The 23,628-nt window shown below is 61.4% G+C and carries 17 protein-coding genes and 9 pseudogenes; 21 read left to right on the forward strand and 5 right to left on the reverse strand.

All coding sequences use genetic code 11. From position 1 onward, the window contains the following. Positions 1-627 precede the first annotated feature (627 nt). The 6 genes and pseudogenes from OMP40_RS12755 (at position 628) to OMP40_RS12780 (ending at position 7,925) form a co-directional block, all read left to right on the forward strand. The gene (locus OMP40_RS12755; RefSeq protein WP_277531787.1) at positions 628-1,635 is read left to right on the forward strand and encodes a response regulator; all 1,008 of its coding nucleotides are present in this window, start codon (positions 628-630) and stop codon (positions 1,633-1,635) included. Beyond that, on the forward strand, positions 1,622-2,257 hold the full coding sequence (locus tag OMP40_RS12760) for a helix-turn-helix transcriptional regulator (RefSeq protein WP_277531789.1): 636 nt from the start codon (positions 1,622-1,624) through the stop codon (positions 2,255-2,257). Before OMP40_RS12755 ends, OMP40_RS12760 begins: the two co-directional genes overlap by 14 nt. Positions 2,258-2,391: 134 nt before the next feature. Then, a complete protein-coding gene (locus OMP40_RS12765) occupies positions 2,392-4,056 on the forward strand; it encodes a cache domain-containing sensor histidine kinase (protein ID WP_277531791.1) in 1,665 nt (554 codons plus the stop codon). A gap of 258 nt (positions 4,057-4,314) precedes the next feature. After that, positions 4,315-5,094: an ABC transporter permease subunit gene (locus OMP40_RS12770; RefSeq protein ID WP_277531792.1), complete on the forward strand. Its 780-nt coding sequence runs from the start codon at positions 4,315-4,317 to the stop codon at positions 5,092-5,094. A 133-nt stretch (positions 5,095-5,227) separates the two neighbouring features. After that, positions 5,228-6,111 (forward strand): annotated as a pseudogene (locus OMP40_RS41605) (carbohydrate ABC transporter permease). A gap of 89 nt (positions 6,112-6,200) precedes the next feature. After that, on the forward strand, positions 6,201-7,925 hold the full coding sequence (locus OMP40_RS12780) for a type 2 periplasmic-binding domain-containing protein (protein ID WP_277531794.1): 1,725 nt from the start codon (positions 6,201-6,203) through the stop codon (positions 7,923-7,925). 53 nt (positions 7,926-7,978) lie between these two features. Here the strand turns inward: OMP40_RS12780 and OMP40_RS12785 are convergent, their stop codons facing one another. After that, positions 7,979-9,229 (reverse strand): right-handed parallel beta-helix repeat-containing protein, encoded by a 1,251-nt coding sequence (locus OMP40_RS12785; RefSeq protein ID WP_277531795.1) that lies wholly within the window; start codon positions 9,227-9,229, stop codon positions 7,979-7,981. A gap of 284 nt (positions 9,230-9,513) precedes the next feature. On the opposite strand from OMP40_RS12785, the pseudogene OMP40_RS12790 reads away from it, so the two are divergent. From OMP40_RS12790 to OMP40_RS41620, 9 genes and pseudogenes are all read left to right on the forward strand, one after another. Beyond that, positions 9,514-9,978, forward strand: a pseudogene (locus OMP40_RS12790) (ROK family protein); the annotation flags it as partial. Positions 9,979-10,030: 52 nt separating this feature from the next. After that, positions 10,031-10,258: pseudogene (locus OMP40_RS41610) on the forward strand (ROK family protein); the annotation flags it as partial. A gap of 61 nt (positions 10,259-10,319) precedes the next feature. Next, a complete protein-coding gene (locus OMP40_RS12795; RefSeq protein WP_277531797.1) occupies positions 10,320-10,499 on the forward strand; it encodes a hypothetical protein in 180 nt (59 codons plus the stop codon). A gap of 78 nt (positions 10,500-10,577) precedes the next feature. Further along, positions 10,578-11,150 (forward strand): annotated as a pseudogene (locus OMP40_RS41615) (amidohydrolase family protein); the annotation flags it as partial. Beyond that, positions 11,119-11,703 (forward strand): amidohydrolase family protein, encoded by a 585-nt coding sequence (locus tag OMP40_RS12800; RefSeq protein WP_338131162.1) that lies wholly within the window; start codon positions 11,119-11,121, stop codon positions 11,701-11,703. The pseudogene OMP40_RS41615 and the gene OMP40_RS12800, both read left to right, overlap by 32 nt. A 157-nt stretch (positions 11,704-11,860) precedes the next feature. Continuing rightward, positions 11,861-12,905: pseudogene (gene uvsE / locus OMP40_RS12805) on the forward strand (UV DNA damage repair endonuclease UvsE). A 255-nt stretch (positions 12,906-13,160) separates the two neighbouring features. Next, entirely contained in the window at positions 13,161-13,979 is an 819-nt protein-coding gene (locus tag OMP40_RS12810) for a sulfite exporter TauE/SafE family protein (RefSeq protein ID WP_277531801.1), read from the forward strand. Positions 13,980-14,114: 135 nt separating this feature from the next. After that, entirely contained in the window at positions 14,115-14,951 is an 837-nt protein-coding gene (locus OMP40_RS12815) for an inositol monophosphatase family protein (protein WP_277531803.1), read from the forward strand. Positions 14,952-15,060: 109 nt separating this feature from the next. Beyond that, positions 15,061-15,387 (forward strand): hypothetical protein, encoded by a 327-nt coding sequence (locus OMP40_RS41620; RefSeq protein ID WP_420871924.1) that lies wholly within the window; start codon positions 15,061-15,063, stop codon positions 15,385-15,387. 929 nt (positions 15,388-16,316) lie between these two features. On the opposite strand, the gene OMP40_RS12825 is transcribed toward OMP40_RS41620, so the two are convergent. From OMP40_RS12825 to OMP40_RS12835, 3 genes and pseudogenes are all read right to left on the reverse strand, one after another. Further along, a complete protein-coding gene (locus OMP40_RS12825) occupies positions 16,317-17,651 on the reverse strand; it encodes a glutamate-1-semialdehyde 2,1-aminomutase (protein ID WP_277533152.1) in 1,335 nt (444 codons plus the stop codon). Between the two features lie 104 nt (positions 17,652-17,755). Continuing rightward, on the reverse strand, positions 17,756-18,148 hold the full coding sequence (locus OMP40_RS12830; RefSeq protein WP_277533154.1) for an LCP family protein: 393 nt from the start codon (positions 18,146-18,148) through the stop codon (positions 17,756-17,758). A gap of 94 nt (positions 18,149-18,242) precedes the next feature. Next, positions 18,243-18,500, reverse strand: a pseudogene (locus OMP40_RS12835) (LCP family protein); the annotation flags it as partial. On the opposite strand from OMP40_RS12835, the gene OMP40_RS12840 reads away from it, so the two are divergent. From OMP40_RS12840 to OMP40_RS12855, 4 genes and pseudogenes are all read left to right on the forward strand, one after another. Next, the gene (locus OMP40_RS12840; RefSeq protein WP_277531805.1) at positions 18,499-18,720 is read left to right on the forward strand and encodes a hypothetical protein; all 222 of its coding nucleotides are present in this window, start codon (positions 18,499-18,501) and stop codon (positions 18,718-18,720) included. The pseudogene OMP40_RS12835 and the gene OMP40_RS12840 overlap by 2 nt on opposite strands. Before the next feature lie 171 nt (positions 18,721-18,891). Beyond that, positions 18,892-20,083: pseudogene (locus OMP40_RS12845) on the forward strand (ABC transporter ATP-binding protein). Positions 20,084-20,124: 41 nt separating this feature from the next. Next, positions 20,125-20,874: an ABC transporter permease gene (locus tag OMP40_RS12850; RefSeq protein WP_420871968.1), complete on the forward strand. Its 750-nt coding sequence runs from the start codon at positions 20,125-20,127 to the stop codon at positions 20,872-20,874. A gap of 12 nt (positions 20,875-20,886) precedes the next feature. Next, positions 20,887-21,678: pseudogene (locus OMP40_RS12855) on the forward strand (ABC transporter permease); the annotation flags it as partial. A 344-nt stretch (positions 21,679-22,022) separates the two neighbouring features. Here the strand turns inward: OMP40_RS12855 and OMP40_RS12860 are convergent. Then, on the reverse strand, positions 22,023-22,544 hold the full coding sequence (locus OMP40_RS12860; protein WP_277531808.1) for a DNA-binding response regulator: 522 nt from the start codon (positions 22,542-22,544) through the stop codon (positions 22,023-22,025). Between the two features lie 54 nt (positions 22,545-22,598). Here OMP40_RS12860 and OMP40_RS12865 point away from each other — a divergent pair, with 54 nt between their 5' ends. Together OMP40_RS12865 and OMP40_RS41625 are read left to right on the forward strand one after the other, a co-directional pair. Next, a complete protein-coding gene (locus OMP40_RS12865) occupies positions 22,599-22,958 on the forward strand; it encodes a hypothetical protein (protein ID WP_277531809.1) in 360 nt (119 codons plus the stop codon). Positions 22,959-22,987: 29 nt separating this feature from the next. Beyond that, positions 22,988-23,611 (forward strand): annotated as a pseudogene (locus tag OMP40_RS41625) (extracellular solute-binding protein); the annotation flags it as partial. Between the last annotated feature and the right edge of the window lie 17 nt (positions 23,612-23,628).

The raw sequence follows: 23,628 nt of genomic DNA on the forward strand, positions 1-23,628 counted from the left end.
AAAAGGCACTAACGCCGCACCTGCAACGCTCAGAAGGGTGCCGATAAGCGCCAAAGGGCACTAACGCCGCACCTGCAACACTCGGAAGGGTGCCGATAAGCGCCAAAAGGCACTAACGCCGCACCTGCAACGCTCGAAAGGGTGCCGATAAGCGCCAAAGGGCACTAACGCCGCACCTGCAACGCTCGGAAGGGTGCCGATAAGCGCCAAAAGGCACTAACGCCGCACCTGCAACGCTCGGAAGGGTGCCGATAAGCGCCAAAGGGCACTAACGCCGCACCTGCAACGCTCGGAAGGGTGCCGATAAGCGCCAAAAGGCACTAACGCCGCACCTGCAACGCTCAGAAGGGTGCCGATAAGCGCCAAAGGGCACTAACGCCGCACCTGCAACACTCGGAAGGGTGCCGATAAGCGCCAAAGGGCACTACCAAAGGGCACTAACGCCGGCCATTTTGTCACGTTCTTTGCAGAGGATCGCGCCGAGGCTCCGCAGCGGATAAAAATGGCCTGCATTCGTCTAGTTTGGCCCATAGCGGAGCCGGGGACACCTTACGCAAAATGAAGAACAAAGCCTCATTCCATCCATCGACATGCGATAGAACAGTGAAACTCCGAGGAGGCGAAGCGATGGCCCGGATCTTGATAGTCGACGACGAAAGGGAAATTCGCAACGGTCTTGTCAAGCAGATCCCCTGGTCCGAATGGGGCGTCGACGAGGTGCTGGACGCCGACGACGGCGACACGGCGCTGGAAGTGGCTGCGCGGCGCCGGCCGGAGCTGATCGTCACGGATATCCGCATGCCCCGCATGAGCGGTCTGAAGCTGATCGAAGCGCTGGTGGAGCGGCGCTACGAGGGCAGCCTGATCGTCGTAAGCGGTTTCGACGATTTTCATTATGCCAAGGAAGCCTTCAAACTCGGCGTATCGGATTACCTGCTCAAGCCGCTCGACAAGAACGACCTTTTCAAGGCGGTGACGGCGGCGCTCGAGCGGCAGCGCGAAAAAAACGAAAGCGAGCTGAGCCGCAGCCTCATCCGTCAGGGGTACGAGTCGGCCGTCCCCAAGATCAGGGAAGAGCTGCTGCGCCAGCTGATCAGGCGTCCCTACCGGGAGGATCCTGCGGCGCGCAACGAGCGCAAGCTTGCGCAGCTCGATCTCGCATGGTTGCTCGACGCGCGGCTGCGCCTCGCGGTGATCGGGATCGACAGCCTGAGAGCGCTAACGCTCGGGCCGTCCGCGCTCGACAAGGAGGCGCTGCTCGCGGAAGCGGGCAGCGTCCTCGCGCAGACGATCGCCGCGCTTCACCCGGGACGCAGCGTGCTGTTCAGGTCCGAGCAGGACGACTGGGTCGCGGTTCTCCAGCAGCCGGAAGCATCCGCGGACGAGACTGGCGCCGACTTTCTCGAGGAGGCTCGCGAGCGGATCGGTCACGCGTTCGATATTCGGCTGGACATGGGCGAGGCTTGCGGCGATGGCGGCCTGCACCAGTTGTCCGATCTGTATCGCAGCGCGAGGCAGTCGCTTGCGAGCCGGAGGCTCCGGGGGAAGCGGAGCGGAGGAAGCGTCCGAAGACGAGTCGGGCGATCGGCCGGAGGACCAGCTGGCGAATCCCAGGGAACTGGTGGAGATCCTTAAGTACGGTTCCGACAAGGAGCTTCGGGAGGCGATGGCGGGGTTCCCCAAGCTGGTGAAGACCTGGGAGGTCAAGCACCCGAAGGATTTGCAGCAGCGCACGTTCGAATGGCTGCTTGACGTCTTCCGGACCGCGCAAAAAACGGCGGGCTGGAAGGAATCGTCCTGGGAAAAGCATCCGATCGCGCTCTGGGAGCATCTGGAACGCTTCGATACGCTGGATTCGCTTCGGGAGCAGGCGACGGAAAAGCTGGCGGAGGCGGCGGAAAGCATCAAGGCGCAGTCCGGATCTCGAAGCCAGATCGTGGACGAAGCCCAGCGCATCATCCACGAGCTTTACCAGGAAAACCTGACGCTGCAAATGGTCGCCGAGCGCGTGCACGTGACGCCGGTGTGGCTCAGCAAGCTGTTCAAGAAAGAGACCGACAAGAACTTCCTGGAGTATCTGACCGACGTCCGGCTCCAAAACGCGGCCGAGCGGCTGGGCGATCTCAGGTACAAGGTCTACCAGATCAGCTACATGGTCGGTTATCAGGATCCCGTCCACTTCGCCAAGCTGTTCAAGCGAGCGTACGGCTGCACGCCGCAGGAATACCGCAACAGCCGGAGCAGCCGGCATGAGTAGGCCGGTCCGCGCTCCGATGGGACGTTTTTCGATTCGCCGCCAGGTGATTCTGCTGTTTTTTTTGATCGTCGTGCTTCCCTTTTTTGTTCATCGGGTATTTTGCCTATTCCAAATCCATCAAGGCCATTCAAGACGTGAGCTCGATCGTGTCCATGGAGATGATGGACAAGAATGCGAGGGTTCTGGACAATTACCTCGATCTGGTGGATACCGCCCAGAACGAGATCATGTATTCCAGAGACATGCAGGACCTGCTCAGCATCCGGCCGGCCGACGAGCTGGAGGAGCTCGGGATCGCGTCCAGGCTCATGCAGTATACCGGCTTGCTGAACAGAAACACGCATGCGTATACGATCCGGATCTTCCCGATCGAGCCGTCCCGCTACCCGACTTTTACGCACACGATATACGATGATGCCGACATCGAGAGTCAGGCCTGGTTCCGTCTGGCCAAGGAGATGAAGTCTCCCTATTGGCAGCTTTTCCTGCCGAAGGACAATCCGACGCTCTACAAGGAGCCGATCCTGTCGAAAATCAAGCAATTGTACGGACTGAACCAATCCGAGCCGCTCGGCTTCGTCGCCGCCGACGTCAAGGCGAGCACGCTGAGCGAGTACCTGGCGCCGGTCAAAATGGTGGATCGCCAGCAGGTCGTGCTGCTGAACGAGAACAATACGATCGTCTACCACCAGGAAGCGGAACGGATCGGTACCCGGTTCGACTCGCCCGAGCTGGACGCCTTCCTCATGCAATCTACGGAGGCGGCGAGCCGGCTCACGATCGAAGGCGTGCAATATATGGCGACGTACGCGTCGCTCACCCATAACGATTGGAAAGTGCTCAGCCTCATTCCCGTATCGGTGCTGACGCGGCCGGTATCGGGCATCGAACAGATCAGCCTGTTCTTTTTGCTGTTCTATCTGGCGATCTCCGTCTTTACGATCGCTTTTTTCACGATTCGTTTCACCAATCCGATTCAGAAGCTGGTCAAAGCCATGCGCAAGGTGGAACGCGGGGAGACGGTCATCGGCTGGCCGCAGCTGAGGCGTTCGGACGAGATCGGCTGGCTCTATATGGGCTTCGACAACATGGTGCGGAAAATCGACGAACTGGTCAGAAGCGCGGAGAAAGAAGCGAAGGACAAGAAGGAACTGGAGTTCCAGGTGCTTACGCATCAGATCAATCCTCATTTTCTGTACAACACGCTCGAGGCGATACGCTGGAAGGCGGAAAGCAGGGAAGCGTCCGATATCAGCGAGATGGTCCGGTCGCTCGGCAATCTGCTGCGGCTGAGCTTGAACGACGGCCGGGAGCTGACGACGGTCGAACGCGAGATCGAGCACGTCAAGGCGTACGTCGCCATCCAGTCCGCGCGCCAGGATACGTCGATCCGGGTCGTCTATATGATCGACGAGGACATCCTGCCGCTGCCCTGCATGCGGCTCATGCTCCAGCCGCTCGTAGAGAATGCGATCAAACACGGCACCCGGCACGCCGGAGACGGAGAGGCCGTCAAGATCCTGATCCGGGGCATCCTCGAGCCTTACCGGCTGCAGTTCGAGATCGTGGACAACGGCCCCGGCATACCCGAGGCGCTGCGCGCCGGGCTGCTGACCGCCGAGACGGACGTCCCCCATCGGCGGAAAGGGGTGGGCCTCCGCAACGTCCACGAGCGGCTGGCGCTCTATTTCGGCGAACGCTACGGACTGCGGATCGAGAGCAGAGAAGAGGGCGGGACGGTCATCGAAATCTCGCATCCGATCCTGGACGCGGAGCCGGGGCAGCGGGAGGCGATCTGACGAAAACGCGGCATGGCCGTTCGACCGGTTAAGTCACGCAACCGGCGGTCGGCCTATTTTTTTTGCCTACCTCTCGAACAGTTTAAAAATCTCCCAGTAAACAACAACTTTAAGAGATACTACGGGCGCATGGGCGAAAGCTATAATGAATCTCAAGTAAGACGGAGGTGAACCGGAATGGAAACGAACGCAGCCGCAAACGCAGAACCCGTCCAGAGCGCGCGCCGGGCAACTACGGTCCGCAGGTCTCCGCTATGGATGAGAATCCGGAAGCAACAGGTGCTGCTGTGGATGTCCGTCCCCATCATGCTCCACCTGGTTCTGTTCCAGTTCGTGCCGCTCTGGGGATGGCTGATGGCGTTCAAGGACTATCGCATCGGACAAAGCTTGTGGAAGGCCGACTGGGTCGGTTTCAAGCATTTCAAGACGTTGCTCACGCACGATGAATTTTTACAAGCGCTTCGAAACAACTTCGCCATGAACCTCATGCAGCTGATCTTGGGGACGTTAAGCTCCATCGCCCTTGCTGTCGTGCTAAGCGAGCTGAGGAGCAAAAACTTCGTCCGCATCGTCCAGACGATGACCTACTTGCCCCATTTCGTCTCGATGGTCGTCGTCGCCAACATTTTCGTCATGCTCCTCTCGCCGGACGGCGGCCTCATCAACGACCTGCTGATCAAGCTGGGGTGGATCGATGAGAGCGTCTTCTTCTTCGGCAAGCCGACCTGGTTCTGGGTCATTCATACGCTCATCATCACCTGGAAGGGCTTCGGCTGGGGCGCGATCATCTATCTGGCCGCGATCGCCGGCATCAATCCGAGTCTGTACGATGCCGCGATGGTGGACGGCGCCAGCCGGTGGCAGCGAGTCAAGTACATCGTCGTACCCTCCATCATGCCTACCGTCATCCTGCTCACCATCCTGTCGATCGGGGGGACTCATGACCGGCGGATTCGAATCGCAGTTCCTGCTCGGCAACGTGATCAATGCGGATTATTCCCAGGTCATCTCGATCCTGGCGCTCAGATTGGGCCTTAACGCGGGCGACTTCTCGTTCGGTACGGCGGTCGGTATTTTCAACTCGATCGTCAGCATTACCCTGGTGCTTATCGTCAACGCGATTGCCAAACGCTATCAAGCCAACCTCTTTTAACGATTGGAGCGAATCGCCATGCCTCTTCATCGCAGTGCAGGAGAGCGAACGTTCGACGCCGCGTTGTATGCGTTGCTGGCTTTGGCCGCATTTACTACGGTCTACCCGTTCATCTACTTGTTGGTCATCTCGCTTAACGAGACCGCCGACGCTTTGAAGGGCGGACTTTACTTCTGGCCGCGCAAGTTCACGCTGGAAAATTACGCGTACGTATTCCAGAAGGAATCCCTCCTGCGTGCATCGGTCAACTCCGTGCTCCGCACCGTGATCCAGACCGTCCTGATCCGTATTCGCCTGCGGCATGCTCGCTTATGTCCTCAGCCGCAAACACTTCATGCTGCGCCGCTTTTTCATCCTTATGCTCATCGTCACGATGTACGTAAGCGGGGGGATTGATCCCGACCTACTTGCTGATCAAAAACCTTCATCTGATGAACACCTTCGCGGTCTACATCGTTCCCGGGCTGGTCAGCGCTTTCTATATATTCGTCATGCGGACGTTTTTCGAGCAGCTGCCCGACGGACTGGTCGAATCCGCCTACATCGACGGCGCCAACGATTTCCGGATCTATACGCAGATCATCTTGCCGGTCAGCCTGCCCGTCCTCGCCACGATCGCGCTGTACGTCGCGGTAGGGGAATGGAATTCGTGGTTCGACAACTACTTGTACAACAGCCGCAACGAGAAACTGGCCGTCCTCCAATACGAGCTTCAGAAGATGATCCAGGTCGTCGAGAACACCGCCGCGGAAGGCGGGGAGGAAGGCAACGCCCGCATCATCTCGCCGCTTACCATCAAGTCCACGCTCACCATTCTCGTCACCGTCCCGATCCTGCTCGTCTATCCGTTTCTGCAAAAGTACTTCGTCAAAGGCCTGACGCTGGGTTCGATGAAGGATTGATTTCACGGCGGCCGCCGCTATTGCCGGCTCTTAAGTCGGCGGGCGCCTGGAATAAATAGCACGATACGAAATTGGGAGGTCGCCAGCGTATGTGGAAAATGAAGAAGCACGGTTTGGTGTCCGTACTGCTAATGTTCGGGATTCTCGCGACGGCTTGCTCGAATGGCAACGGCAATAACGGGGCTTCGCAGGAGGCTTCGCCCAGCCAGTCGGCCGCGCCTAGCGCATCGGCGTCCGCGTCGGCATCCCCGTCTGCGTCAGGAGGCGAGGCGGCCCGCGAGCCGTTCACCTTCACGATGAATACGGACAACCCGAACATCAATTGGAACAACGAAGTCGCGCAGGAGATTACAAAGCGCACCGGCGCCACGATCAAGTGGGACGTCATCACGGGAGACTTCCGCGAGAAGATGAACGTCTGGCTGGCCGCGGGCGATTATCCGGAGGTCATCAACATCCATGACAATACGCTGCAGTCGTACATCGGCGCGAAGGCCGTACTCGATCTGACGGACTTGATCAAGGCGCATGCGCCGAACATCATGAAGGCGTACAATAACGATCTGTCCTTCCTTCAGCAGCCGGACGGCAAAGTATACGGCTTGCTGCAGCCGCCCACCCAAAAGGTCGATAATCTGACCCAGGCGGGCTGGATCGCCATTCAATCCGCGGTGCTGAAGGAAGCCGGCTATCCGGAGATCAAAACGCTCGACGACGTCAAGAAGATCGCCGTCGACTACATGAAGAAATATCCCGAGATCGGCGGCGGCAAGACGATCGGCTTCTCCAACTACGGCGCGGCCAACCAGCTGTACAATGTTTTCGATACGGCGGCCCGTTCCTATGCCGGCTTGCCGACGACGGCCCAGTACTTCGTGGACGATCAGAAAAACGCCAGACTGCGCTTTTTCGAGCCGGGCTACACGGACTTCTTCAAATTCCTGAATCAGATCAACAAAGAAGGCCTGTTCGACCCCGAATCGCTCATTCAGACGCAGGAGCAGTTCACGACCAAGTGCAGCCAGGGTCGCGTCCTCGTCATTTTCGGCGGCGGCGGCAACTGCAACGGCAGCCTCGAGCAGAACAACATGGCGGATCGGACTTATATCAACTTCGACATCGTCGAGCCAGGCAAGACCAAGCTCGTCGTCAAGCCGTCCACCTATGCGAGCCGCGGCGGCGACATGTGGCTGTCGATCACCAAGAACGCCAAAAATCCGGAGCGCATCATCCAGTTCTACGACGACATGTTCAAGCTGGAGAATCAAATCCTCGTCGGCTGGGGCATCGAAGGCAAATACTACACGGTCGAAAACGGCAAGCGCACGGTAACGGATTGGCTGATCGACGAGTACAAGAACAGGCCGAATACGTTCTGGGAGGATCTCGGAATGGGCTACGCCCGTCCGCTGTCCACCAACTATGCAGCTGGCTTTACGCTGTCCGACGGAGACTTCGCGATGTACAGTTTCTCGGAGAGCTGGATCTCCAAGAACATGAATGCCGTCGCGATCGAGACGCTTGGCAAATACGGGGCCAAGACGTCCGCGGATCTGCTGGTGAAAGGCGAGGAGAAAGACTACCAGTTCGCCGGCTCGGTCGCCAAGTGGACGGACGACATCAAAGACTTCAACACGGAAGCGATCGCGGAGTGGGGCAAGACGCTGCCGAAGTTCATCCTCGAGAAGGACGAATCCAAGCTGGACGGCATCTGGCAGGGGCTTGAGAAAACGCTCAAGGGCAAGGGGCTCGACAAGCAGAACCAGGAAGTGACGGCCATCTACCAGGAATACCTGAAGTCGATCGGACAATAAGCTCGCTAAAAGAAAAGCCGTTCCGGCAGCAGCGCCGGAACGGCCTTTTCTTTTTATTCATGCCGGCCGTCGGGCAGCCAGTGATCGTGCGTCCGCAGCGCGCATCCCGCGAACTTGTTGTCCCCGAGGGTGATCCCCGACGTATGCGGCTCCAGGCAGATGCCGATCGTTCGCTCGGGCGGCGCTTTGGCGAAGGAGATTCGGTTCGATACGAGTTCGACGTCGTGCGTGTATCCCCGTATGCGGATGCCCACGTAGCCCATGTCGTCCGAGCCGTTGTCCTCCAGCGTGTTCCCCTCGACCCGGTTGTAGCTGGGCGACATCGGTTCTTTTTCGTTGCGGAAGAAAATGCCGTAATACCGGTTGTCCGACAGGCGGTTGAACCGGATCACGTTGCGGATGTCCTTGTGGCCGATGGACAAGCCGTTCATCCCGTTGCCGGCGGCCGTGCAGCCCTCCACGATACTATCCTGCACGCGCCAGCAGAGGAAGATCCCGTCCATGGCGTTGTCGTCGAATCGGCTGTTCACGATTCGGGTGCGGGACGTGCCGCTGCCGGGATGAATGCCTTTGCCGCCGTTGCCGGTGGAATCGCAATCCTCGACGACGATGTCCGAGCAGTGCTGGTAGCTGATGCCGTCTCCCTTGTACGCGCGAACCGCGCAGCGCTCGATTCGCGCGCCGGCGACCCCGTACAGGTAGATGCCCGCGCTGCGGCAGCCTTCGGCCAGCGTGACGTTGTTTCCGTTGCCCCGGACGGTCAGGCCGTACAGCTCGATCCCCTCGCAATCGTAGGCGGCGACGACCGGCGCCTGCGTCGTCGCGATGCCGCCGTGATCGAGCAGCACGGTGGCATGGAGCTCCCGGTCGAGGTGCAGCACTTGTCCTTCCTTGCCAACGACGACGGCGACCGTATCTCCGAAGCCCATGCTGGAGGCGGCTTTGCGAATCGTCACGGTCTGTCCGATCGCGAAGCGGCCGGGATGTTCGACTGCGACCTGGCGTTCGTGCAGGTCGGCGTCGGACGCGAGCGCGGATATGCGCTCTTCGCCCTGCTGCAGAACGGTCCGGCCCGGCAGGCCTTCAAGCCGTACGCCGGATCGCAGCAGCAGCGAGCCGTCAAGCTCGTACACGCCTTCTCCGAGCTTGACCGTGCCGCCTCCCAGATTGCCCGCATAATCAATCGCCGATTGTATGGCCCGGGTTGCCCCGCCGGCCGCGGCGGCCGCGGTCGCGGAAGCGAGCGAGGGCGACGGCGACGGCGAGGGTCCGATTGGTCCGACTTGGATGACGATTTTCTCCATCTCTCCTCAGCTCCTTGTAGGGAATCCCCCCATGATGATCCAGTCCAGTCTACTCCAGGCGCGGCGGCGCGGCGATAAGGCGATCGCGTTTTTTACTGGGTGGATTTTAATCACTCGGCGGCTTCGCCGGATGGCGGGACATCGGAGCGGAGGCTCGCCGATTGAAGGATAAGAGTCTCGCAGTATAAATTAAGATCGGCCCGTTTGCCCGAAGCCCGATTCGTTCTACGATGGAGCTACATTGGGCTTCGCGGGAGGAGACGGCGCGCATGGCGGATCCGGGAATGGCGGGAAAGGCGTTTATCGGCGCGGATATCGGCGGGACGAACACGGTGATCGGCCTCTTCGACGAGCGCGGCTTGCTGCTGGGCGAGCGGCGGCTGGCGACGATGCGCGCGGATCCGCGCCGCCCCACGTCCGAACCGGCCGAATTCATCGACCGGCTGGGCCTGGAGATCGGCGCGCTCGCGCTGGCGCACGGGTACCGGGATATCGCCGCCGCAGGGTTCGGCGTGCCAGGCTGGGTCGATACCGCGACCGGCATGGCGCTGGACGCCTCCAACATGGGCTGGAGAAACGTGCCGTTCGCGGAAGCGATGGGCCGGCGTCTGGGAGCGCCGGTTTATATTGACAACGACGTCAGGCTGTATACGCTGGGCGAGGCGATGGCGGGCGCGGGCGAAGGCTGCCCCGACCTGGTCTGCGTCACAGTGGGGACCGGGCTGTCGGCGGGCATTATGATGAACGGCGTCCTGGTGCGGGGGGAGCCGTCTGCTCGCCGGCGAGATCGGGCACGATCGCGTGGACGGCCTGGACGCGCCATGCAATTGCGGCAAGCGGGGCTGCCTGGAGACGATCGCCTCGGGGCCGGGCATCGCGCGGCTCGCCGAGGCGGCCGTGCGGGAAGGCAAGCTTACGACGCTGGCTGAGGTCGGGCAGCCGATTACAGCGTATGACGTCTTCCTTGCTCGCGAAGCGGGCGACGCCGTCGCTGCGGACATCTTCCGGTTCGTCGGCCGCGCGCTCGGCCGCAAGCTGGCCGCGCTCGCCTTCGCCGTCGATCCTCGGATGATCGTCGTCGGGGGGAGGCGTGGCCGCCGCGGGCGACTATTTGCTGCAGCCGATCCGCGACGAGCTGGCCGTGCATATCCCCGAAGCGGAGTGGCGGCCGGCCGTGGTGTCCGGCAAGCTGAGGGACAAGGCCGGCCTCGTCGGCGCGGTACGCTTTGCGATGGACAATTGGTCCCGGGAGAGGGAGGAGCGGGCATGACGAATAGCGACGGCCGGCGCGTGCTGGCGACGAACGGAACGATCTACGCGGGGGGGCCGCGCGATCCAAGGCGGGTGCATGCTGATCGGTGTCGACGGACGGATCGAAGGCATCGGCGGCGCGGAGCTGAATGCCGAGGAGCTGGAGACCGCGGGGGTGCGGCTCCTCGATTTGGGCGGTGGCGTCGTGATTCCGGGTTTGATCGACCAGCATGTCCACGGCGGGGGCGGCTGGCAGGCCATGGATGCCACCTACGAAGGCTTGAACGGCATGAGTCTGTATCATGCGTCGCACGGCACGACTTCTTTTCTGGCGACGACGGAGTCGGCCGCCGAAGGGCGAATTCTCGATGCGCTGCGCTGCGCCGTCGGGGCCGCCGGGCGGGGCCTCGAAGGCGCAGAACTGCTTGGCGTCCATCTGGAGGGACCGTTCTTGAACCCGATCCGCTGCGGAGCGCAGGACAAGGCGAATATCCGTTCGGCGAATCCGGACGAGCTGGACCGCTACCTCAAGGCGGCGGACGGACTCATCCGGCTCGTCACGCTCGCGCCCGAGATCGAAGGCGGCATGGAGGCTGCGGAGCGGCTGTCCCGGGCGGGCGTGACCGTGTCCGTCGGCCATTCCGACGCGACGCTCGCGCAGATGCGCGAGGCGATCCGGCGGGGGGGCGACGCAGACGACGCATCACTTCAACGGCATGAGCCCGTTCCACCACCGGGAGCCGGGCGTGGCCGGCGCCGGGCTGATCTGCCCGGAGCTCGCGACGGAGCTGATCGCCGACGGCATCCACGTCCATCCGGACGCGGTCAAGCTGTTGTTCGACGTGAAAGGCGCGCGCGGCGTATGCGTCATCACGGACGCCGTCTATTGCGCGGGACTGCCCGACGGCGAATACGGGGAAGCGACGATGAAGGACGGGCAGGTGTGGCTGAAGGACGGCTCGAGTCTCGCGGGCAGCAGCCTTACGATGCTTCAGGCGCTGCGCAACGTTGTTCGGTTCACCGGCCTTCCGCTTGCGGAGGTGCTGCCGTCGCTGACGGAGGTGCCCGCCCGGCAGATCGGCGTATCGGGGCGCAAGGGGAAGCTGGAGGCGGGAATGGACGCCGATTTTCTCGTGCTGGACAGCGCGCTGGAGCTGCAGTCCACTTATGTGCGGGGCCGGCAGGTCTATGCGAAGAAGGCGGCCGACAGCCCGATCGGATGAGGCCCGCGTCAAAAGTTACGGCATTCCTCATAGGTCCGCGTCACTCCGTTCGAGCAGCGATGCTTGGCGGGGAGGCGTTTTTTTTTCGTATAAATGGCTATTGCGGGTGGGCGAGGACTGCGCGGGGTACACTTCATGTAAAAAAGGAGGCGGTTCCGTGCTCGTCAGGTTCGGCTTTGTCGCCATGTCCGTGCTGCTGGAGAACGCATCCCCGTCGCGCACGATGACCTACACGAACTTCAGCAAGCTGCCGGACCGCGAGGGCGCGCTGCTTCGGCTTGCCCGCATCGCGCAGGAGAATCTGCAGCATACGCAGCGTCTGCTCAGCCACTGCAAATACTCGGACATCCACCTCTACCGGCTCACGTCCAAGCTCGTACCGCTCGCGACGCACGACGCGCTCGCCGACTGGGATCCGTATGCGATTCTTGCGGACGACTTCGCCGCGCTCGGCGCTTACATTCGCGAGACGGGCATCCGCGTGTCATTTCACCCGGACCACTTCACCGTGTTCAGCACGCCGCGCCCGGAGGTGCTGCGCAATTCGATCAAGGACTTGAACCATCATGTGCGGATGTTCGAGCTGATGGGGCTGGACGAGAGGTCGACTTGCAACGTCCACGTCGGCGGCACCTACGGCGACAAGGGGGGCGGCCGGCCGGCGGTTTCTGGCGCAATTCGGCGCGCTGGAGCCGAGGATCGTCCGCAGGATGACGCTCGAGAACGACGACAAGACGTTTACGGCGGCCGAGACGCTCGCGATCAGCGAGGCGGCGGGCGTCCCGATGGTGCTCGACATTCACCATCATGCGGTCAACAATCCGGAGGGCATCGCGCCTGAGGTGCTCTGGGACCGGATTCAGCGCACTTGGCGCGACTACGGCTGGAACGGGCTTCGGCGGGGGCTGGACGGCGCTGCGGAGGGAACGGCATCGCGTGCGCCGCTGCCGCCCAAAATCCACGTCTCCACGCCCAAAAGCGCCTCCGATCCGCGTGGGCATGCCGATCACGTCTCCTTGGAGCCGCTGCTCTCGTTCCTGCGCGCGATCGCCGGCTCGACGCCCGCCGTCGACGTGATGATCGAAGCGAAGCGCAAGGACGAGGCGCTGTTCAAGCTGATGGACGATCTGCGCGCAGCCGTCGCGGCCGGGGCCGGCGACATCCGGATCGTGGACGGGGGCAGCGTGGAGATCAAAGCATGATGCGCCGGCTTGAGCCGAATAACGCCCGCTATATCCGCCAGACCGCCCGTTTTCCCGCATCTCGCTCGAAAAGCGTCTCCTGAGTCCGAAAACATGGCGTTCGGGCACGCGCAAGCTCCAGCACAGGCACAGACAAGCACAGACACAACCCGATACCGTTCTGAACCCGTGTCTGTAACCGCTGTTTCGCTTCCGCGGCATGTACAGGTATAATAAAGTGAATCAGTCCAACAAGAACCAATAGGGAGAATTGCAGTGGCAACGATTATTCTCGTATTGATCGGCATCGTCGCCGCGCTGTTCGGCAGCATCGTCGGACTGGGGGGCGGCATCATTATCGTGCCTTCGCTCGTGCTGCTGGGACCGAGTCTGCTCGGCGAGGAAGTGTCTTCGCAGACGGCGGTCGGCACCTCGCTGGCCGTGCTGATCTTCACGGCGTTGACGTCCACCTGGACGTACCGCAAGCAGGGCAAGGTCGATTTTCGCAGCGGCTGGCTGTTCTTCGCCACAAGCGGTCCTGCCGCGATGATCGGCGCGCTGGTGACCGACTACATCCCGCAGGGCCCGTTCCAGCTGGCATTCGGCCTGTTCATGCTCGCCATGTTCGGTTTGATGCTCGCCCGGGAGCGGGTGAAGCCCCTGCGCATCGATTGGCCGATCAAGCGCTCGTTCACGGACGGCTCGGGCGCCGTTCACGAATACGGCTACAACCTGCCGCTGGCGCTGACGATCGGTTTTGCCGTCGGGCTCTGCTCGGGCTTGTTCGGAATCGGCGGCGGTTCGCTGTTCGTGCCGATCATGGTTATCTTGTTCAGGTTTCCGCCGCATGTCGCCACCGCAAGCTCGATGTTCGTCATTTTCCTGTCCTCGATATTGGGCAGCGGCGTGCATTTGTGGAACGGGAACATCGATTGGCCGCTATTTTGGGCGCTTGCGCCCGGCGCGCTGATCGGCGGCCGCATCGGCGCGGTCATCGCATCGAGGCTGTCGGGGCCGCAGCTGATGTGGCTGTTGCGCGTGACCTTGCTGATTATGGCGGCATATCTCATCTTTAAGGGCGCGAACGAGATGTAAGCGGAGGCCCTTCCTTCAATGGCGGGGCCAAGCGCCGGAACGCTCGGCGGCGCCGTCGCGTATAAGTAGAGAGATCAACGGTAGACAAGCGGTCCAAACGCTACGAATTCATAATGTGTAATGAGGGATGAGGACATGAGCGACAATCCGAATACGATCGGGGGCAAGAGTTTTACGGCCGTCGCGATCAACTGCGCTTCCAAAGCGGGCGAGTGGATCAAGAGCAGGATCGGGCAGTTCGCGGCGCCGGATCTTAAATTTTCGAAGCACGATCTCGTCACCGAAGTGGACAAGGGCTCCGAACGCCTGATCCGCAATCTGGTGGCGACGCATTACCCGACGCACTCGTTTTTGGGCGAGGAAGGCGTCGAGCCCGGGCCGGAGGCTTCGGCGCAATCGATCGCCAAGATGGGCGGCAGCGAGTATTTGTGGATCGTCGATCCGGTCGACGGTACGACGAATTATGTGCATGGATTTCCGTTTTACTCCGTATCGATCGCGCTCGCCTATCGCGGAGAAGTGATCGTCGGCGTCATCTACGATCCGTCGCGAGACGAGCTGTTCGTAGCCGAGAAGGGGAAGGGCGCGTACGTGCACGGCAAACGGATGCAGGTATCGGCCGAGCCGGCGCTCGCGCAAAGCCTGCTGGCGACCGGTTTTCCGGCGGAGCATCTCTCCGCGCTTCCGCGCAATCTCAAGCAGACGCTGGCGCTCGCGCCGCAGGTACGGAACATCCGCAGCTCCGGCTCTGCCGCGCTGCACATGGCATACGTCGCCGCGGGACGGCTGACCGGCTTCTGGGAGGTCGGCCTGAACGCCTGGGATTTGGCTGCGGGCGCGCTCATGATCGCGGAGTCCGGAGGCATCGTCACCGACCAGAACGGCCACCCCTACTCGCTCGGCGTACGCGACATCGCTGCCAGCAACGGCCTGATTCACGACGAATTTTTGAAGGCGCTTGCCGACGCCTAAACGTATTGCGACCGCAGTAGCGTTCCGACACTTAAGCATTCGATCCCGCTTGGGGTACATGAGAGTAGGGCGTAAGGATCATGCTACTTCAGAAAGGAGTGCGACAACGATGCGCGACGACCGATCGGACGGAAGATTCGACCAATCGCAGCAGCTGCCCGAACGTTTGGAAGGGCTCGCGCCGCAGGCGGCCGACGAATACGTGGACGACGAGGCGGCGTTTATTTCCGGCGCTGAGGCCGAGCTTGTCAGGCAGCTGACCGAAGGAGAGCCGGCGACCGGCGATCCGAACGAGGAGGCGCTCGCCCGCTTGTCCCCGCGATGGGAGATCCGCATCCAGACGGAGCGCGATCCCGTCGCCGAAGAGACGGCCGCGTACCGCAAGCTGGCCCAAGAAGCGGACGGACGCTACGACGCGCGCGGCAAGTCCGAGTGAGCAGGCAACTAAAAAAAGACGGCCCGGGGGGTCGTCTTTTTTTAGTTGCGATTGTGGGAGCGGTAGGCGCTGCGCCTGCGGGAATCGCGCCAAGCGTGCGAGGTGGCGAGGCTTCGCGCCTCGCGCCGGCGCCGCAGGCGCAAGAACCGCACAAAAAATGTGCGGTTCCGTGCAAAGTGTGCGAGGTGGCGAGGCTTCGCGCCTCGCGCCGGCGCCGCAGGCGCAAGAACCGCACAAAAAATGTGCGGTTCCGTGCCAAGCGCGCGAGGTGGCGGGGCTTCGCGCCTCGCGCCGGCGCCGCAGGCGCAAGAACCGCACAAAAAATGTGCGGTTCCGTACCAAGCGCGCGAGGTGGCGGGGCTTCGCGCCTCGCGCCGGCGCCGCAGGCGGAAGAACCGCACAAAAAATGTGCGGTTCCGTGCCAAGCGCGCGAGGTGGCGAGGCTTCGCGCCGCGCGCCGGCGCCGCAGGCGCAAGAACCGCACAAAAAATGTGCGGTTCCGTGCCAAGCGCGCGAGGTGGCGGGGCTTCGCGCCTCGCGCCGGCGCCGCAGGCGGAAGAACCGCACAAAAAATGTGCGGTTCCGTGCAAAGCGTGCGAGGTGGCGAGGCTTCGCGCCTCACGCCGGCGCCGCAGGCGCAAGAACCGCACAAAAAATGTGCGGTTCCGTGCCAAGCGCGCGAGGTGGCGAGGCTCCGCGCCTGTGACGCCAGTCGGCCATCGCCCCACGTCTGCATCACTCTGCATCGGCTATCGCCCCACGACTGCATCACTCTGCATCGGCTATCGCCCCACGTCTGCATCACTCCGCATCGGCCATCGCCCCACGCCTGCATCACTCTGCATCGGCCATCGCCCCACGCCTGCATCACTCCGCATCGGCGTCATCATCCGCGCCAAGTTCGCGTTTCCTGCTCCGATCCCGTCTCTTTACCTCATCGCCCTGAAGCTCTCGTCCGCCGCTTCGAGCGTCCGGTCGATGTCCGCATCCGTGTGCGCGGTCGTCAGGAACCATGCCTCGTACTTGGAGGGCGCCAGATAGATGCCGCGCGACAGCATCTCGCGGAAGAACGCCGCGAAGCGTTCGCCGTCGGTATTCTGCGCCTCGTCGTAGTTCGTGACGGGATGGTCGCAGAAGTGCGTCGAGATCGCGCCTGCGATGCGGTTGACCGTCAGCGCCACGCCATGGCGCTCAGCCGACTCGCGCAGGCCGTCGGCCAGGCGCGTGCCGAGCGCCTCCATGCGCGCGTAGACCCCAGGCTCGCGCAGCACCTCAAGGCAGGCGATGCCCGCCGCGATCGATGCCGGGTTGCCCGCCATCGTGCCCGCCTGGTAGGCGGGGCCGAGCGGCGCGACCTGCGCCATGATCTCGGCCCGGCCGCCGTAGGCGCCGATCGGCAGGCCGCCGCCGATGATTTTGCCGAGCGCCGTCAGGTCCGGCTCGATCGCGGCAAGATCCGGGAACGCCGCCGCATACGTCTGCGTCGTCCCGTAGTGGAACCGAAACGCCGTGATAACCTCGTCGTAGATCACGAGCGCGCCGGCCGCGCGGGCCATGCGGCATACGTCCTCGAGAAAGCCGGGCTTCGGCATTACCATGCCGAAGTTGCCGACGATCGGCTCGATCATGACGGCGGCCACGTCGTCTCCCCAGGCTTCAAGTGCGAGCCGCAGCCCTTCGGTGTCGTTGAACGGCACCGTGATCACTTCGCTCGCGATGCTGACCGGGATGCCCGCGCTGTCGGGGATGCCCAGCGTCGACGGACCCGAGCCTGCGGCGACGAGCACCAGGTCGGAGTGGCCGTGGTAGCAGCCGGCGAACTTGACGATCTTGTTGCGCCCGGTGGCCGCGCGCGCGACGCGGATGGTCGTCATGACGGCTTCGGTGCCCGAGTTGACGAAACGCACCTTGTCGAGCGAGGGGATCGTATCTTTCAGCATGCGCGCGAGCGTCACTTCGCCTTCCGTCGGCGTGCCGTACAGCGTGCCGTTTTGCGCGGCGCGCACGATCGCGGCCGTGACGTGCGGATGCGCATGACCGGTGACGATCGGGCCGAACGCGGCCAGATAGTCGAGGTACCGGTTGCCGTCGACGTCCCAGAAGTAGGCGCCTTCGGCGCGCTGCATGAACACGGGGGCGCCGCCGCCGACGGCCTTGAAGGAGCGCGACGGGCTGTTGACGCCGCCGACGATATGACGCTGCGCTTCCTCGTATAGGCGCGCGGATTCGGGTCTTGGGTTCGAGCTTGCTTGAGAATTCGACATATGGGGGGGGCCTCCTGAGCGAATGGGATAATGGTCTGAAGCGAGCGAACGTGAAGAGACCGCCGATTCGGCGGTCCCCATCTTGGCGAAGGTGAAGGTGAAGTTTATGGCGTGGCGCTCGCCGACGCGGATGCGGAGCCCGACGGCGAAGGCGACGCCGCGGACGTATCCGAGGCGAGCACTTCCTGGATGTACTCGCGCAGTTTGTCCTCGTCGCGAATGCCGATCGTCGAGCCGCCCTTGTTCTGCTCGACCAGGTTGTCCATCGGCGGCAGCTGCGCCGAACCGGCCTGATGCGACTTGTAGCCGAGGCTGGCGAGCTTCCACATGTCGTTGACCGACATGTTGGTCTCGATATAGGGCACGACCTTGTTCAGGATGGTCGGCAGCTTGATCAGATTCCAGCCGGACTGCAGCTTGTCGGCGACCGCGCCGAGGAAGGCGCGCTGGCGCTCCGTGCGGGTATAGTCGCTCAAGCGGTCGTGCCGGAACCGCACGTACTGCAGCGCATGCTCGCCGTCGAGGTGCTGCTGCCCCTTTTTTAAGATGGATGTCGAACATATGCTTGTCCGCGGCCGATTCGTAGTCCATGTCCTTCTCCACGTAGAAGTCCACGCCGCCGATCGCGTCCACCAGCTTGATGAAGCCCTGGAAATCCGCATACACATAATACTGAATATCAAGTCCGGTCAACTCGGAGATCGTCTTCATCGACAGGTTGGGCCCGCCGATCGAGAGCGCCGCGTTGAGACGGTCGGAGCCGTGGCCCGGAATCTTCACGTACGTATCGCGCAGGATCGAGAAGAGATGCACCTTCTTCGTCGTCGGGTCGAACGATGCGACGAGCATGGAGTCCGAGCGCGGCGTTTCCCCCCTCGGCGAGCCCGCGATTGTCTCCGCCCATAAGAAGGACGTTGACGCGTTCCGTACCCGTCCACTCCGGTGGCTGCTCTTCGGGCTTCTCCGGCACGTTGCTGAAGATGGAGTCTTCCTTGGGTTTGTCGAGCTGTTCGAGCGCGTGATACGTATTGTAGAAGTACCAGACGGCAAAGGCGACGACGATCGCTAATATGGAGAGACCCGTATAGAGGGGCCACCTTCTCTTTTTTCGCGGCTGGCTGCGCATCCACATGTTCCCTTCGTTTTACGTTAAGATCAATCTCCTGTAAGATAACATATTGAATTATATCGTTCCCGCACGACTCGAATCAAGTTAAGTCGAATGACGGAGGAATATGGAATGTTAGCCATTGACGTCAGAGATCTGCGCAAGCAGTTCAACGTTCAGAAAAACCGCGAAGGCATCGGCGGCGCGCTGAAAGACCTCTTCAAACGCGAATATACGGAAGTGACCGCGGTCAAGGACATCAGCTTTCAGATCCCGCAGGGCGAGATTTGCGGCTATATCGGGGGAGAACGGCGCCGGCAAGTCGACGACGATCAAGATGCTGACCGGCATCCTCGTCCCGACCTCCGGGCATATCAAGGTCAACGGCTTCGTGCCGCACAAGGAAAGAGAGAAGTTCGTCCAGGGCATCGGCGTCGTGTTCGGCCAGCGCAGCCAGCTGTGGTGGGACATCGGCGTCATCGAGTCGTTTCGGCTGCTGCGCAAGGTGTACGGCGTCGGCGAAAACGACTTCAAGCGGCTGCTCGACGAGCTCGTCGAAACGCTGTCGCTCGGCGAGCTGCTGAACCGCCCGGTTCGCAAGCTCAGCCTCGGGCAGCGCATGCGCTGCGAGCTGGCGGCCGCGCTGCTGCACAACCCGTCGATTTTGTTTTTGGACGAGCCTACCATTGGCCTGGACATCGTCGTGAAGACGGAGATCCGCGAGTTTCTGAAACGGATCAATCGCGAGCGCGGCACGACGATTCTGCTCACGACGCACGACCTGCAGGACATCGAGGCGCTCTGCTCCCGCGTTATTATGCTCGACGATGGACGCATTATCTACGACGGCGGGCTGGAGGAGCTCAAGACACGGTGGGGCAAAGGCCGCGAGGTCGTCTTCACGTTCGGCGACGCTGTGCGGGCGGACAGGCTGGCGGCGCTGACGGACGGCATGGACGTCAAATGGAGCGTCGGCGACGCCTTTACCGCGACGGTATGGATTCCGCTCGAGATCAACGTGTCGGAGGTGCTGTCGCGCGTCGTCGGCACGATGGAGATCAGCGACATCAAGATCATCGAGACGAACACCGAAGAGATCGTGCGCGAAATTTACCGGACGGGCAGCGCGCAGACGCCGGAGGAGACGCTGGCGGGCGGCGGACCATCAGGCGGCGGATCGGCAGGTACAGCGGCAGGGACATCGGCAGACAGAGAACCGTCGGACGACAGACCGGCAGACGATCGACCGTCCGACAAGGCTGAAGCGGGCGCGAGCGCCGACAGTTCGCGGCCCACCGCACGGGCGGAGGCGACCAAGCCGTGAACGCCGCTTACTTCGAATTTATTCGCATCCGTTTTTTGACGATGCTTGCTTACCGCGTTAATTATTATAGCGGCATTATCGTTTACGCCATTAACATCGGCGCTTATTATTTCCTGTGGAAAGCGATCTACGGCGACGCCGGCACGCTGGCCGGCTTCACGGTCGAGCAGATGACGACGTATGTGGCCGTGTCATGGATGGCGCGCGCGTTTTACTTCAACAACCTCGACCGCGAGATTTCGAACGAGATCCGCGACGGCAGCGTGGCGGTGCAGATGACGCGTCCGATCAACTATTTAATGGTGAAAATGATGCAGGGCTTCGGCGAAGGCGTGTTTCGCCTGCTGCTGTTCATGGTGCCGGGCATGATTCTGGCGACGCTGCTTTTCCATGTGACGCTGCCGACGGACCCGATGCGCTGGATCGTGTTTTTCGTCATGATCTGGTTCAGCTTTCTGATCAATACGCAGCTCAATATTTTGACCGGCCTGTTCGCCTTCTTCGTCGAGAACAACGAGGGGCTCATGCGCATGAAGCGGGTGCTCGTCGATCTCCTGTCCGGCGTCGTCGTGCCGATCGCCTTTTTTCCGGCGTGGGGGCGGGCCTTCATGGATTGGCTGCCGTTCCAGGCGATCACGTATTTGCCGAGCTCGGTGTTTACGGGCAGGACGAGCGACGCAGAGACCTGGCATGCGCTGCTCATCCAAATCGGCTGGTTCGCGGTCCTCGTCGTTCCGATCGTGCTCATGTGGCGGTCGGCGCGTCGTCGGCTGTTCGTGCAGGGGGGCTAAAATAAATTGAGACTGTCTAGACTTGGCTACACGTTCGGACTATTCAAAGAATACATCGCCAATTATGCGAAAGTGAAGCTGACCTACCGCGCCGATTTTTGGGTGGAGGTCGTGAGCGACCTGCTGTTTTCGCTGACGAATCTGGTGTTCATCTTTATCGTATTCCAGCACACGCCGACGCTCGGGGACTGGAGCGAGTCCGAGGTCGTGTTCGTGTATGGCTACTTCATGATCGCACAGGGCGTGTTCAGCGCCTTCACGAATCTGTGGAACTTCGGCGATCGCTACATCATCAAGGGGGAGATGGACCGCGTGTTGACGCGACCCGCCCACTCCCTTGCCCAGGTCATGCTGGAAAACGTAGACCCGCCGTCGCTCGTCTCCTCGCTCGTCGGGCTCGCGATCATGGGCACGGCGTGGGGCAAGCTCGGGCTCGCGTTCGACTGGTACGACCCGTTCGTGCTCATCGTGATGGTGCTGGGCTCGGTGCTCATTTACACGGGCCTCTACGTGACGCTGGCGGCGATCTCGTTCTACTCGGACGCGCCGACGGGCATCATCCCGCTCATGTACAACATACAGAGCTACGGCCGTTATCCGGTGCAAATCTACAACCGCGGCATCCGCTTTCTGCTCACCTGGGTGCTGCCGTTCGCCTTCGTCGGCGTATACCCGGCCATGTTCTTCCTCGAAGCGCATCGCAGCGTCTTCATGGCGTGGATGACGCCCGTCGTCGGCCTGATCGCGGCAGGCATCGGCCTCGCGGTCTGGAACCGCGGCGTGAAGCGCTATAGGGGGGGCGGGCAGCTAGGCAGAAAATACCGTTGTCGCACGCAAGTTCAGCGCTCAGGGGTACTCCCCGCGCCTATAGAGGAAGAAAGTTCCGCTAAGGCACGTAGACACACGCCTCCCTGGGCCTTTAGCGGAAGAAAGCTCCGCTAAGGCACGCAGGCACACGCCTCCCTGGGCCTTTAGCGGAAAAAAGTTCCGCTAAGGCACGCAGGCACACGCCTCCCTGGGCCTTTAGCGGAAGAAAGTTCCGCTAAGGCACGTAGGCACACGCCTCCCTGGGCCTTTAGCGGAAAAAAGTTCCGCTAAAGCGCGAAGCGTTCACACCCTAGCAGCACCAAAGTCCTTGCGTACGGTTCTTAATACAGTTTACCCTTTTCTCCAAGCCGATAGGTTCTTATTCGCTGGAGTCCGCCAGCCCGATCGAGCCAGCCTTGCTCGGCCATCTCGTGTAAAATCGTCCGCGCATGCCGAGTGCTGATACCCAGCAATTCGCCAGCCTCGGCAGGCGAGAACGGCCGCTGCAGCTTGTTCGCGAATCGGACGAGCTCCCGCTGCTTAAGCGGAAGGGAGGTCTCCTTTTTCTCTCCGAAGTCTCCGTACAATTTCCCAAGCGTTAGCAGGACGAACCGCCTACACTTGTTAGGCTGGTCGCGTATCATATCCAGGGGCAAGCGGAATACAGTCCAGCCGTTCAGTACGAGATGATTTTGCCGCTCTCGCTCGTATTCGAACGTGCGCCGGCTCGCGTGCTGTCCGTGCGTCCTGAAGTCGTCGATCTCCCAACCAATCTTGTATGGAGGTCTTAGGTAAGCGTGATCGATGTAAAACGAGCCCTCTCCGAATCCCGGCACCTCGTATTCGGCTTGCAAATCATTCAAACTGCCTACACCCTTAAGCCATATTTCTTTTGCAAATAGCGCTTCGTTAAAAGCGTGTCCTTCAAGCAGTCTGCGCAAGGATTCGCCCGTCCGTCGGCGGCGCTGTTGCTCAAGCCATTTTGTATATCGTTCTTCCATCCGGCACATCTCCTCCTTAAAGCGGCAACAAAAAACACCGCCAACTCCTTTAGGAGAGGCGGTGTTCTTCACGCGCAAATGTTTATAGGGCAAGTATACTTTTCAGCGTATTTTCGAGCAAGAAGAAATTTATCTTTGGCTTTGGGCGAGAGGCAGGCGCTGGAATGGGAATACGTCAAATGGGTGGGATGCGACAAAAATCTACTTTTTGCGACTTTTGTTGGAGTAACTTCAAGTTTTCGTATTGACACGGACAATCTGTTCGTGCTAATTTGAATAGGCAGTCAACTTAAACGATTAAGTTAATGAGAAGGAGTGGGATCGTTTTGCCGGAAAACAAAATAGGAAAATTGCTCGTACTGGCGCTTGCGCTGGTCGCCGCAGCCGGATGCGCGAACGCGAGTACGAAGACGGACGGCCAGGGCAGCGGGCAGCAGACCGATGAGGCGGGCGCGTCGCCGGTTCAAACTGTAAGCGCTGACATCAAGCCTGAAAAGGGTGCCTCCTTGCTGGTATGGGAGTCCGACGGGAACGAGCGGGCGTTTTTGCAGGAGATAGGCAAGCAATTTGAAACCGCTTACGGCGTCAAGGTCAAGGTAGAGGTCGTCCCGTCCATCGACACGGTCGGGAAGCTCATGACGGACGGCCCCGCGGGCCTGGGCGCGGACGTGTTCTCCTCGCCGCACGACGCGATCGGCAAAGGGGCGAGCGCCGGCCTGATGCTGCCGAACGACCGCACGCAGAACGATGTGCTCGAGAACGTCATGCCGTCCGTCGCGCAGGCGATCACGTACAAGGACGTGCTCTACGGCTACCCGATGTCGGCGGACACCTATGCGCTCTACTACAACAAAAAGCTGATGCCCAAGGAGCCGGCGACGTTCGAGGAGCTGCTGGCGTTCGGCCGCGCATTCACCGATCCCGCAGCCAAGAAGTACGGACTCGT

This window comes from Cohnella rhizosphaerae (genome assembly GCF_029525575.1).
Taxonomy (GTDB): Bacteria; Bacillota; Bacilli; order Paenibacillales; family Paenibacillaceae; genus Cohnella; species Cohnella rhizosphaerae.